The 13,478-nt window shown below is 43.3% G+C and carries 10 protein-coding genes and 1 pseudogene; 9 read left to right on the plus strand and 2 right to left on the minus strand.

The window, feature by feature from the left end:
- Positions 1–5 precede the first annotated feature (5 nt).
- The 3 genes from betA (at position 6) to AC0J5Y_RS04525 (ending at position 5,070) form a co-directional block, all read left to right on the plus strand.
- Positions 6–1,706 (plus strand): choline dehydrogenase, encoded by a 1,701-nt coding sequence (gene betA, locus AC0J5Y_RS04515; RefSeq protein ID WP_475131718.1) that lies wholly within the window; start codon positions 6–8, stop codon positions 1,704–1,706.
- A 284-nt stretch (positions 1,707–1,990) separates the two neighbouring features.
- On the plus strand, positions 1,991–4,036 hold the full coding sequence (gene betT, locus AC0J5Y_RS04520) for a choline BCCT transporter BetT (protein ID WP_475131719.1): 2,046 nt from the start codon (positions 1,991–1,993) through the stop codon (positions 4,034–4,036).
- Between the two features lie 401 nt (positions 4,037–4,437).
- A complete protein-coding gene (locus AC0J5Y_RS04525) occupies positions 4,438–5,070 on the plus strand; it encodes a hypothetical protein (protein WP_475131720.1) in 633 nt (210 codons plus the stop codon).
- A gap of 147 nt (positions 5,071–5,217) precedes the next feature.
- On the opposite strand, the gene AC0J5Y_RS04530 is transcribed toward AC0J5Y_RS04525, so the two are convergent.
- Positions 5,218–7,152 carry an autotransporter domain-containing protein gene (locus AC0J5Y_RS04530; RefSeq protein WP_475131721.1) on the minus strand — a complete coding sequence of 645 codons (1,935 nt, stop codon included), beginning with the start codon at positions 7,150–7,152 and terminating at the stop codon, positions 5,218–5,220.
- 328 nt (positions 7,153–7,480) lie between these two features.
- On the opposite strand from AC0J5Y_RS04530, the gene AC0J5Y_RS04535 reads away from it, so the two are divergent.
- Positions 7,481–8,125: a glutathione S-transferase gene (locus AC0J5Y_RS04535; RefSeq protein WP_475131722.1), complete on the plus strand. Its 645-nt coding sequence runs from the start codon at positions 7,481–7,483 to the stop codon at positions 8,123–8,125.
- 131 nt (positions 8,126–8,256) lie between these two features.
- Here the strand turns inward: AC0J5Y_RS04535 and AC0J5Y_RS04540 are convergent.
- A pseudogene (locus AC0J5Y_RS04540) lies at positions 8,257–8,851 on the minus strand (DDE-type integrase/transposase/recombinase); the annotation flags it as partial.
- A 125-nt stretch (positions 8,852–8,976) separates the two neighbouring features.
- On the opposite strand from AC0J5Y_RS04540, the gene AC0J5Y_RS04545 reads away from it, so the two are divergent.
- The 5 genes from AC0J5Y_RS04545 (at position 8,977) to AC0J5Y_RS04565 (ending at position 13,466) form a co-directional block, all read left to right on the plus strand.
- Positions 8,977–9,561, plus strand: coding sequence for a HupE/UreJ family protein (locus AC0J5Y_RS04545; RefSeq protein WP_475131723.1), 585 nt, complete (start codon positions 8,977–8,979; stop codon positions 9,559–9,561).
- Between the two features lie 385 nt (positions 9,562–9,946).
- The gene (locus tag AC0J5Y_RS04550) at positions 9,947–10,090 is read left to right on the plus strand and encodes a hypothetical protein (protein ID WP_475131724.1); all 144 of its coding nucleotides are present in this window, start codon (positions 9,947–9,949) and stop codon (positions 10,088–10,090) included.
- Between the two features lie 286 nt (positions 10,091–10,376).
- Complete coding sequence (locus tag AC0J5Y_RS04555; protein WP_475131726.1) at positions 10,377–11,066, plus strand: hypothetical protein; 690 nt, start codon at positions 10,377–10,379, stop codon at positions 11,064–11,066.
- Positions 11,067–11,162: 96 nt separating this feature from the next.
- Positions 11,163–12,371, plus strand: a complete 1,209-nt coding sequence (gene chrA, locus AC0J5Y_RS04560; RefSeq protein ID WP_475131727.1) for a chromate efflux transporter — start codon at positions 11,163–11,165, stop codon at positions 12,369–12,371.
- Positions 12,372–12,752: 381 nt separating this feature from the next.
- Complete coding sequence (locus tag AC0J5Y_RS04565; protein ID WP_475131728.1) at positions 12,753–13,466, plus strand: DarT1-associated NADAR antitoxin family protein; 714 nt, start codon at positions 12,753–12,755, stop codon at positions 13,464–13,466.
- Positions 13,467–13,478 lie beyond the last annotated feature (12 nt).

Raw genomic sequence — 13,478 nt, forward strand, 5'->3', positions numbered from 1 at the left:
GTTTTATGACATCAACCACACCTGAGTATGACTACATTATCGTTGGCGCAGGATCAGCTGGCAATGTGCTGGCCACACGTCTGACCGAAGATGCCAACATTAAGGTGCTGCTGTTAGAGGCGGGTCGTCCAGACCACCGCTTAGATTTTCGTACGCAGATGCCAGCAGCGCTCGCCATGCCGTTGCAAGGAACGACCTACAACTGGGGCTACAAAACCGATCCTGAACCATATATGAATAACCGCGTGATGGACTGCGGTCGCGGTAAAGGACTTGGCGGCTCGTCACTGATTAACGGTATGTGCTATATCCGTGGCAATGCACTAGACTTTGATGATTGGTCTAAGATTAAAGGCTTAGAAGATTGGACGTATCTGGATTGCCTGCCTTATTTTAAAAAGTTAGAAAACCGCGATGCCGGCGAGAATGACTATCATGGTGTGGGTGGTCCTGTTGAGATGACCACTTCAAAACCAGGCGTCAATCCACTGTTTCAAGCGATGATTGAAGCGGGTGTGCAAGCAGGTTACCCAAGTACTGATGATTTAAACGGCTATCAGCAAGAAGGCTTTGGGCCAATGGATCGTTTCGTGACGCCTAATGGTCGCCGCGCTTCAACAGCTCGTGGCTATCTTGACCGCGCCAAACCGCGCAGTAATATCACGATTTTGACAGGTGCACTGACCGATGTGATTTTGTTTGATGGCAAACGTGCTGTCGGCGTTAAGTTAGAACATCAAGGACAAACCAAAAATTTCTACGCGTCTCGTGAGGTGATTGTTTCATCGGGTGCGATTGCGTCACCGCAACTGTTGCAGCGCTCAGGTATAGGCCCTGGTCAATGGTTAAAAGATTTGGGTGTCAATGAGATTCTAGATTTGCCGGGTGTTGGTAATAACCTGCAAGATCATTTAGAGCTGTATATGCAGTATGAATGTAAGCTGCCAGTGTCGATTGCACCTGCTAATAAATGGTGGAACAAGCCAGCCATCGGTGCGGAGTGGTTATTCAATGGTACTGGGCTGGGCGCATCAAATCAGTTCGAAGGTGGCGGTTTTATTCGTACCGATGAGAAATTCACCCATCCTAATATTCAGTACCATTTCTTGCCACTTGCGGTACGTTATGATGGTCGCAGTGCAGTGAAGTCTCATAGCTTCCAAGCACACGTGGGCTCATTGCGCTCGCCCAGTCGTGGTCGCGTCAAGCTGACCTCAAAAGACCCAAGCGCGCATCCGAGCATCTTGTTTAACTACATGTCTCATGATCAAGATTGGCAAGAGTTCCGTGCTGCCATGCGCATCACTCGTGAGATTATGCATCAGCCAGCACTTGATCCTTATCGTGGTCGTGCCATTGCCCCAACCGATGACTTGGTGACCGATGCGCAGTTGGACGAATATGTCCGTAATCACAGTGAGACGGCTTATCATCCATCTTGTACCTGTGCGATGGGTGAAGACAATGATTCGGTCGTCAATGGCGAAGGGCTGGTACATGGTATCGATGGCTTGCGCGTGGTTGATGCGTCAATTATGCCAAATATCATCAGTGGCAATCTCAACGCGACCACCATCATGCTGGCAGAAAAAATCGTCGATAAAATGCGCGGTGTGCAGCTGCCACGCTCAACGGTAGACTATTATGTCGCCAATGGTGCATCGCTCAGAGCAGAGCCGATGCGGAGTTATAGTCCTACGTTATAAGCGGTTGAAACATCAATCATATAAGACGGTTTTAATAAGAAGGTCTTTTATAGTAAAGGTCTTTTTTTATCCGCGCTAACGTTTAAGAAGATGAGTGCCGTTAAGGCGGCCTCTGTTGATCGTTTGCTTTGCTATTTTTTTACATTGTTGATTTAGCAAATTTCATTTATTGGTACTGCTTTGTGCGTCATGCAGTTATTTGTATGTCGTGCGGTTATCAGTCATAAAGTTATGACGGACAAAGCAATATCAGACCCTGTTTAATTTACCTATTGAGGTCTTTTATGTACAGCTCGCCATCAAAAGATGCGACGAAACCTCTGACTCTAAATAAGACGGTTTTTTTAGGTTCAGCCATTATTTCTATTTTATTGATAATCTGGACGATTGCGTTTCCAGATTATAGTGAGACATTATTAAGTTTAAGCATGGCATGGGTATCAGAGAGCTTTGGCTGGTATTATATGCTGGTCGTCGCCGCCTATAGTATATTTGCCTTGTTTGTTGGCTTTTCTAAGTATGGCGATATCAAGCTTGGTCAAGACCACGAAAAGGCGCAGTTTCCCTTTTTAGCGTGGGCAGCGATGCTGTTCTCCGCTGGTATCGGTATTGATTTATTGTTTTTTGGTGCCTCTGAGCCGTTGATGCATTATCTGACGCCGCATACGGGGCTCGAGCCTGCCAGTGAGGCGGCCATGCGTGAAGCACTTGCGCAGACCTTTTTACATTGGGGTCTACATGGCTGGGGTATTTATGCTTTAATCGGGATGGCATTGGCGTACTTTGCTTATCGTAAAAACATGCCACTTGCGTTACGTTCACCACTGACGCCTATTTTTGGCGAGCGCTTAATTAAAGGCTGGCTTGGTGATGGTATTGATACCTTTGGTGTTGTTTGTACCTTGATGGGTATCGCTACCAGTTTGGGTATTGGTGTATTGCAAGCCAATGCTGGACTGACCCATGTCTTTGGTATTGAATCTAGCAAAATGGTGCAAAGTTTGATTATCTTAGGGGTGGTTGTTGCCGCGGCGATCTCTGCGATGACTGGTGTAGAAAGAGGCGTCCGCCGTTTATCCGAATTCAACATGTTATCGTCGATATTACTATTAATCGCGATATTGGTGATGGGTAACACGGTTTATTTGCTCAATACCTTTACCCAAAATATTGGTCAATACTTCCAAACCATTATTTTTAAAACCTTTGATGTTTATGCTTATGATGGTCAAGCTGGCGCTGATTGGAAATCAGGCTGGACGATATTTTTCTGGGCATGGTGGGTTGCTTGGGCACCGTTCGTAGGTCTGTTTATCGCCCGTATTAGCCGTGGTCGTACCCTGCGTGAATTCGTATTTGGTGTGATGTTTATCCCACTTGGTTTCATCTTTGCTTGGTTCTCTATCTTTGGTAACTCAGCGATAGATTTGGTTGCCAATGGTGCCACTGAACTTGGTGAAATCGCAGTCAATGATGCGGCAATGGGCATGTTTGCCTTGTTTGAGTATTTTCCTTACAGCGAAGTGCTATCATTTGCAGGTGTTGTGATTGGGCTAGTATTCTTTGTGACTTCAGCTGACTCAGGCGCGTTAGTATTAGCAAACTTGAGCTCAAGAGGTATGACAAATGATACGGATGCCCCTGTCTGGTTACGCTTATTTTGGGCGGCGGCAACGGGTCTGATTACCTTAGGCTTATTGTTTGCTGGTGGTTTTGCCTCATTGCAGTCAGTATCTGTCATTGCAGGTTTGCCATTCTCGCTTATTCTTGTACTCTATATGATGTCGATGTGGAAGTCGTTAAAAGAAGAAGGTAATAAGCGCAAAGCCAGTACGATTGGTACGGCCAATGTGCTTGATAGTGGTAAAAGCTGGAAAGCACGCTTGCAACGTATCGTTAGTTTCCCTAGTCACAAGCAGGTCGAGAAGTTTTTACAGACGGTGGTTAAGCCTGCGATGATTGAGGTTGAAAATGAGCTAAAAGCGGGTGGTCTGACAACGTCTTTAGATACCCAAAATTTGGCCAGTATCGGTAAAGATATAGATGCTGGGATGGGTGAAGATGACGGTCAGATAGATGGGGTAAAACTGCGCGTCGGTCACGGTGACGAAGATGACTTTATCTATGAAGTTAATTTGATCAAAGCGGAGCGTCCTAACTTTACATTGAGCACATCAACTAAGAATGCAGAGTACTATTATCGTGCGGAAGTGTTCTTGAGTGAAGGCTCGCAAGAGTATGACTTGGTTGGTTACTCCAAAGAGCAAGTGTTGGTCGATATCTTAAATCAGTACGAGCGCCATTTGCAGTATCTACATTTAGAGCGTTAATGTCTAAGTGACACGCCGAAATTTATACTGACCCTATAAGTTGAATGCAGCTTATAGGGTTTTTTAAATGTCAGCGTTATAGTCTATTTGCTATAAAAGTAATAGGATATATACTGCTACGTTTTATAATGAAGATTAACAGTATTACTATTATCTGATGTGCTATCATTATTAAAAATGGTCATTCAGACCTATCGTGGGTTTAATGGTTTCGTAGCTTTCACTTGCCATTGTGTATCTATCAATGACAGCGCTACAAGCCTTGCAACTTCCAGCACGATATAAAATAACTCTGGTAAAGCGCATGAGCCTTTTCTCCGACAAAGTCATCCATGCCTTATTTGATTTGCCGAATCTGGCTTATTATTATACTTTTATTGTCGGAGTTATAGGAGTCTCACTTGTTTAATCTTCCTGCTACTCATTCCAAATATACCCGCTACTATAGACCGCAGCATTCTTTGGCACGCCGCATCATTACTCAAATCGATACGTGTGAGCGCCGTGCTCAAGATATCATCAAAGCCATGGGCTATCCACTTAAGCATACCATTCCTGCCTGTGATCGTCTGCGTCATATATTGTCTAGTGAAAAACTGGGCTTGGATGGCAGTTATATCGATGCTTATTTTACTCCTGAGCAATTCTTAGAAAAGCTGGTTTCAGTACTTGATATGCAGGATGAGGCGTTTGAAGAAGACATCGCTCAGATCAAGTATGATTTGGCGCATTATGCTTACCCTTTACCTAAATATCGGTTAAGAGCAGATGTTGATTTTGAATTTACTACTGGTGCAAATTGGATGTCCCGTGGCGGCGCGGCTCAATTGGCTCATAGTCACTTGCCTGAAAATATTGCTCGAATGACTGAGACAGAACGTGAGGTCATCGTACAAAAGTGTATTGATGAGCATTACAAAAACTACAATGGCAATTTGCCATATGGTGGCGTGATTAAAGGCTACTGGCTAACGATTGAGCAGCATGGTGAGGTTATTAACAAAGTGGAATACGGGCTGCCAGTTAAATCGTAATAGCATGCTAATAACGTAAAAGACAAGCTTAAGCAGCAGGTTTAAAAACTCTCTCGATAGAAAACCGCCAAGCACTTTTTAGTATTTGGCGGTTTTTTTGAGCTTTAAATATATAAAGTATAAGCAGCTAAGCTTGATTTAAACCATTTAGTAAGTGCCGCTAAGACCGACAAATAAACTTGTTGATTTGTCATCATCACCTTGCGAGTGCGTGACACCTGCATTGGCATTTAATAGACCAAAGCTTTTGGACACGCCAAGTGTTATACCAAAGTTATCATCGTCGGTCTGTACTATCGGGGTATCAAAACTGATATTTGCTATGGTGTTAAGACGTGCAGAAGCCGCTTCACGATTGTCACTCAACTGCTTTTGATAATGAACATCACCGAATATATTAAGTGTATCGGCTAGGTTGTGATTGGCTTTCACGCCAAGTTTGCCATAAGTGGTGGTATATTTTTGCTCATCGAACTGCATGGCGATACCAGACATCTCTTGCTCTTTTAGCGCGTCCAATCTCACACGGCTAGCCGTTGCACCGATATATGGCGTGATAGCAAGACTGCTGAGTTGCATCGGATATCCTGCCTGTACATTGGCGTAATAACGTTTACCATCAGCATTCGAGTTAAATTCTTGTTTATTGCCACCAAGCGTGACCGCACGTGTGACATCAACGTCTAGATTACCAAAGCCAACCGCACCATTGATCTGCACGCCGCCAAGCTTATCTAGCGTATTGCTATGATAGACACCAAAGCCAACTTCTTCTAAGTCGATATTGCTTAAACCAGTGCGAACCTCTGAGTTTTCAAAATCCTTTTGAGTAATATTGCCATACAAGCCTGTTACCGCATGTGCCGAGTTAGGATGAGCAAAATCTATGCCTAATAATACTTGGGTATTACCATCGCCTTCAAACCCTGCAATGTCTTGATTTTCGAACTCACCGGTTGCCCACAAGGTACGGGCGGGTTTTTGTTCACTACTCTGGAATTGACTGATATGTGATTGCAAGCGCTCATTGGTTGCCAGTCCTGCTGTCGTTGCAATATGTGGCAACACACCGATTAAGCTAGGGGCGGTTACGACCGCATTGGCATAATCAGCAATCAATTGATGCGCACGTCCCGATGGGTGGATACCATCAGCAAAAAAATAGCCATTTTTAGAGCTGTCAGCAGGTAGTGTGCATAGTATTGAGCTACCGATACAGGCTGTATCTATCATGTTAGTAAAGCCATATGCCCCAGGGTTGGCAGCGACTTGTTGTAATAAGCTAAAGGTATCTAGCGGTATGATATTTGCGCCTGTAGCAGCGGCGCCATTAAGTAGCAATTGGTTGTATTGAGCAGCAAAACCAGTTCCAATTGATTGAAACATAGCTCCTCCAGAAATAGCCTCCGGTGTTAAACCAATATCAGGAATGTTTGGTACTAAAATATATTTAGCCCCACTTTTATGTAGCTTATCAATAGTTGCTACTTGACTATTAGCTGCCGGTATTATGTTCTCTACTATAGCTTTTGTTATGGTTCCATTCTTATCAACTATGAGGTCTGGAATATTATCTTTCAAATATTGAGTTGCAGCACGCAAATCGTTTGCGCCTGCCCACACTACATACATGCCATTAGGATCTACTTTATTATTAGCCAGATAACCATTTACTTGAGTATTGACGGAATCAACAGGAACGTTAAATCCAAAATCAGCATTGACAATATCTACACCGGCTTTTGCACCTCCAATAGCATAGTTATTACCGTTCTGCTCACCCATAAAGGTATTATTAACTGCGGTAGTGCCCAATTGCTCAGCAAATGAGGTTGCCCATACATTATCTGGATTGGTGGTGAATTGACCTGATTGGTTAAGTCCTAGTCCTAAAGGAGGAGTGCCTTTGGTAATTGGACTAAAATACCCGCCATCGGTCAAGCTGTCACCAAAGAATGTCACGCTGCTATAAAGCTCAGCATGTGCTAGACCTGCCATCGATAACGAGATGGCAAGCATACTTTTGGTCAATGTTTTAAGGATGGTAGGGTTAACAGTAGCGTGAGAGGTATTACAAGACATATTGACTTCCTTGTCGTGAATGTAGCGGTTTATTGAAGAAGTGTAACTGCTTTAGAAAATCCTATCAATCGAATTTATCGTAAATCCCAATATAAGTTGAATAAGCTAATAAGTATAAAATTTTTAACCATGGTGCTGTAAATATTATTCTAACCTAGTGCTCTATCTTCTAAATTATCCAGACCATCGTTGAATGCAATTACTTGCATTGTTATGGTGTGCAAATGAAGGTATCGTCCCTAGCATTTTTAAAATGATGACACGCCCTAGTAATAATCAACCTCAGCGTCTAAACTTATTAATCTCAATTCAACTACGAACCCCACCTATGACTTCCTCTTATCATTGCCTGTATTCTTTTCGCCGTTGCCCTTATGCCATGCGCGCCCGTATTGGGATATTGTTTGCCGAGCTACAAGTAGAGCTGCGAGAGATAACGCTGAAAAATAAGCCGCCGCAGATGCTAGCCATTAGCCCAAAAGGTACGGTGCCTATTTTACAGCTTTTGGATGGGATGGTGATTGAAGAGAGTAGAGAGATAATGATATGGGCGCTTAATCAGCAAGATCCGCAAGAGCTTTTGGATGCAGAGGTTTTGCAGCAGGCACATGCTTTGATTGATAAAAACGACAACGAATTTAAATATTGGCTCGATCGCTATAAATATGCCGATCGTCATACAGACATGACCCAAACAGAGTATCGACAGAAGGGTGAGATATTTTTACAAGTGTTAGAGGAATTGCTGACTACAAATCCTTATTTGCTAGGGAAAACTGTAACGATTGCCGATATTGGTATTATGCCTTTTATCCGTCAATTTGCTCATGTAGATCGCGATATTTTTTATAGCCTCCCTTATCCAAATCTGCAGCGATGGTTACAAGATTGGCTGCAGCATCCGTTTTTTTTGCAAACGATGACCAAATTTCAGCCGTGGCAGGATAGGGATGAAGCAGTAATTTTTTGCTGAGACTTCCTCCAAAATATTTAATAAGTGTTAATACTTTTAAATTTCTGTCCCATGTTTGTTAGGGCTACTATCCTTTAGCTATCTATCTTATTGAATTACTACAAGATTCATGGTGCCGATTAACAGGAAAGAGGATTATTCCTATCGGTAATTGCTTGATTTAACGCCGCCATCACCATATCCTGTTCATACGATTGGACACCTTCCAGCCATCGATAGCGCGGGCAAACACATCAATGATAAAAGCGGTATATACCTAGCCGCTCGTTGTCTTGATATAAGTAAAGTCCGCGACCCAAAGCTGGTTAGGACGATGGGCGCTAAAGTTACGATTGACCAAGTCATCAGCACGCTTTTGGTTTTTAGCTCGGTGATAGGTTGATGGGGCAATCGGTAGTACTCTACAGATGGCTTGGGTCCCATAAAGGTGTTTATTGTCGTCGATGAATTGAATCATGATTTTAGTCAGCGGCCCGTCTCCGCCTGGGCTTCAATACCGGCAACCTTCCTGATGATCTCATTGGCTTGCTTAAGCTCTTTATTTTCATGTTCAAGCTTTTTGATACGCTGCTCTTGACTTTGAGCTTGTACTGATGCTGGAATGGTTTGATCGATGTGCTTTTTATGCCATGATCGTAGGGTTTCAGGCGTACAGCCAATCTTTGAGGCTATGGCTTGAATGGCTGACCAAGTGGAGGGATAGTTGCCTGCTGCTTCAATCAGCATGCGAACGGCGCGTTCTTTAATCTCAGGAGTGTCGTGTTTTCATTGTCGTATTCTCTTAGAATGTTGGGTCTCCGACAATGCTGGGGCGGTTCAAATAATAGAAAACATAAAAATAGGAGAGAAAAATGAACAAAATGACCAAATTGCTGCTGACAGTAGGACTGATGATGACTGCCACTTTGGCGGTTGCACATCCTGGCCATGGTGAACAGATGAGCAATGGTTTCCTTAGCGGTTTACTACATCCGATGATGGGTCTTGATCACTTATTGGCTATGGGCGCGATTGGTTTTTGGAGTATTCGTCAAAACACGACGATGAAACGTGGCACCCCTTTATTTGTCATAGGCGGCATGGTAGCTGGCGCAAGCCTCGCTTGGGCGGGTGTCAGTTTGGCTGGGGTAGAGACCGGCATCGCTATGTCAGTATTGCTAGTCGGTGTACTAATCGCCACGTTAGCAAAACTGCCGACTGCGGTTGGTGGCACCTTGGTTGCGCTGTTTATGATCGCCCACGGTTATGCTCATGGTACTGAAATGACACAAGGTTCAAGCTTATTGCTTTATATGGCTGGTTTCGTTGTCGCAACATTAGTCATTACTTTTGTCGGTCGTGGTCTAGGTATCATGATGCTCAAAGCCGATAACCGTATTACCCGTGCATTAGGCGGTGTGGTTGCTATCATTGGTGGCGTATTAGCTGCGGGCTGATATGTATTAATCAAAAAAATTCCCGTTTCGTATCAAGCTAAAAAACCGTAGGGACTTCCTACGGTTTTTTAGTTTCTCATATTTCTTTTCGCATCTACTAAAGATCTTAAAGCGACGACAGCGGGCTAGAGGCCTGCTTCATTAATAAATATATCAACCCGCTTAGTAATCAAGCCTCTCAAAAAGGGACTATCACGATATGAATGATACCATCATAAAATTGTCTAGAAACACGCCCTAACCGTTCGCTATTTTTTTTGCCATCAATTTCTATCCAATGTTCAACACGCCCCAGTATCGCTGTAGGAACTGATGATATTGTCAAAATAAACATTAGTCTAACCAACCTTACTGATATCGCAGCCGTCGATGACGTCTATAGTGTTTGCCCCCAGATACTGCTATTGCGAGAGCCGTCAATTATCTACCAGCGCGCACAGTGACGATGGTTTCAGGGCTACCTATGAATGCATTGATAAAAATCGATATGATGCTCTCTAATGCCGAAGGTACGCCACCTGTAAGATAATGGTTATTTAGATTTTGCCATAACCATTGGTTTGACGCGCGCTTGCTAGAGCGTCATGATTAATCACTCACTTGAATAAAAAAGGCTTTCAAATATTTAGAAGCCTTTTTTATCACAATAATTGGATGGTCATGTCTATCGCTGTCTATCTAAAATTGTCCAAATAAGCGACAATACTCGCATAAATTTTAAGCACATATCAAGAGCGATATATCCGCTTAGAGACGCTCATTTTTTTTGATAGCAGACATCTATTACATCTAACACCTATAAAAGGCCGTCCCAAATGACCAATGATAACCCGTATAATTTTTTGCCACTGCAGCCTACCGGTAGAAACGAGACTGATACTGCCAATACTTACGCGCCCGAAGACATGATCAAGATATATGAGCAGCAATTTCTCATACCAGTGCCTGAAGAGCAGCTAACTGAATTTTTACCTGCGCTAAAGAGCTTCTATGATATTGATAATCATACTCTAGATGTTAGCGCCATTATTTTCGAAGCAATCGCGGATGCGAGTATTATTTATAATCATAAAATCAAGGCAGGGCGCTACCAACTTCTAGAGGGCTTGGTAAAAGAAGAGCTTGAGCGTGGCGAAGACGACAAAAATGACTCAGGCGTTGACAGCAATGACAGTGAAGAGGCACAAGCCTATACCCTAGAGTGTAAGCGTACCTTTTTTATTAATGATATAGAGATGCCTTATTATTTTAATTTATTTATTCAGGGCGATAGCTATTCAACATTGACCAAACAAGACACCTTATTAGAGCAGATGTATTGGTTCGCGAGTGACGGCGCTGAAGATAACGAGCGCTTAGGGACTATCAATGCGCAGTTAGCGGACTTAGGTATTCGCTCAATGGATCTGGCGACGCTTTATCAGATAGTGGATTATGTAGAAGACCACATCATAGACGATGCCATGATAGAAACCCTGAATAAACTATTAGATGATGCTGAGTAGTAAATAACAAATAACACTAAACAGCCAATCAAGCTTTGTATGTGACTTCAAGTTATAACACTTTCTCTTTATACGGTCTGCCAAGGAGAGTGACTCGTGATACATCATCCTGACGCTACTATTGAAAGCAGATCAGCATGGCCTGTTTTTCTTATCTTCCTTAGGTTGGGTCTCACCTCATTTGGTGGTCCCGTCGCTCATTTGGGCTATTTTCGTGATGAATTTGTGATACGCCGCAAGTGGCTGACTGAAAATAGCTATGCTGACCTAATCGCGCTTTGTCAGTTTTTACCAGGACCTGCTAGTAGCCAAGTTGGCATTGCTATCGGGTTATCGCAAGCAGGATATACCGGCGCGCTTGCTGCTTGGATAGGGTTTACCTTGCCCTCTGCCATAGTGCTTATTTTGTTTGCCTTGGGTATTAGCAGCTATGGCGATATTATTCCACTTGGTGTATTGCATGGTTTAAAGGTCGCGGCAGTGGCGGTAGTTGCGCAAGCGGTATGGGGTATGGGAAAAAATCTCTGTACCGATGTTGCGCGAATCTCTATCATGGCGCTGGCTGCTTGTTTTGTGCTTTTGGTGCCTTCTGCATTCGCTCAAGTAATCGTTATTGCGATTGCCGCCATTATTGGGCTACTATGGTTCAAACCTGAAAAAGTGATTGCTCATGACCTGCTTCCTATTACTGTGAGACGTCGGACTGGGCTTGTTTGGTTGTTCTTGTTTTTTTCATTGCTCATTGGTTTGCCACTGTTAACTGCATTGTATCCAAGCCAAACCCTATCTATGGTAGATACTTTTTTTCGTGCAGGATCACTTGTATTTGGTGGCGGACACGTAGTATTGCCATTATTACAGGCTGAGACTGTTCCCGCAGGCTGGATAAGTAACGATATTTTCTTAGCAGGTTATGGAGCTACGCAAGCAGTGCCAGGACCTTTATTTACCTTCGCAGCATTTCTAGGTAGCTCGATGAACCAAGCTCCTAGTGGCTGGCTAGGAGGGATGATTTGCTTGATAGCAATTTTTGTGCCGTCATTTTTATTGGTTATGGGCGTCCTGCCGTTTTGGGAGCGTCTACGCCAAAATCTGCGCACAAGAGCCGCACTATCTGGTATCAATGCAGCGGTCGTTGGTTTGTTATTTGCAGCGCTTTATCAGCCTGTATGGACAAGCGCTATTGTTGAAGCAAAAGATTTTGGTCTGGCATTGGTCGCTCTCAGTGCTTTGATGTTCTGGAAATTCCCTGCTTGGTTGGTAGTGATTGGCTGCGGAGTCGCTGGATGGTTGCTCACACTATAAGGTGGCAACTATCTATACAGTAATCAGATACATTCAGAAATTTCTAATTTTAAAAATTGCTCATTATGAAGCAGCTTTTTCTAATTTTGGAAGGTTCAACTCTCTCAAGAGTCACCACATCAAGTTACGTCTCAACATCCACCTCAAACGCTAAAGCCGAAATTCACCAAATTTATCTTTACCATTTATTCAGCATCGCTCAAGGTTATTGATAACGCTAAAATAGAGCAGGATAAATGACCCATAATAAGATAAACTGCCCCGCGAGCGTTGATTCGATTCGATTCGATATATTTCGGACTGGGCAGACGCACTTCAATGTTGAATCCAAGAGTTATAAAAGAACATTGATACAAGATTATTGATATAAGGTACATCACGATGGAACAAGCACAAAGCGCGGTAGAAAAAAGACCTGTATTCATGCCTAGAGTCAACAGTGACAATCTGGTAAAAACAGACATGGTTCGGTTTGAGCGGCATGTGGGATTTGCAAGTCGGCAAAAGAAAAAATCTATCAATGATATGCATCAAGTTATACGCAAAAAATATGGCTTTAATCACGTTTTAGAGCTGTCGAGTAAATCGGGTAATAAGCTGAGTTTTCTGCTGAGCCCACTGACCCTAAAGCTAAAAAATGAGCATGATGGCGAGCAGTATAGTGTCGAAAACGCTTTCCAAAGCAGTATGGTTTTTGAGGACGGTGGCCCTTATATTGACTTGCTAAGTGCACCGCCCAGACAAGCCAAAAAAGATGAGCGATTAATCACTTCGGGTGAACTCATTGGCTATAATTATTTCGGTATGGAGTGGAGTGTAGAGCCATTAACGACGTTTTATGATTGGCTATATGTGAATGCCCTAAAGCAAAATCCTCAGCTGCATGCAGAGGTTATGCAATATCAGGCTTTTACTGATATGGAGTTTAATCCAAAAAAATCTATCCACTCTGCCGCTTATGCGCTGGCTATGTTTGTAGCGATCCATAAAAGAGAGCTACTGGATAATGTTGAAGATCCAGCGGTATTTTTTAACTTATATTATGACTTTAAAGTGAGTAACACCGAGGAGCTTTTGGAAGCGGGTTGGATCTGACAACTAGACCAG

It is taken from the genome of Psychrobacter sp. TS_SC_6, from assembly GCF_056156305.1.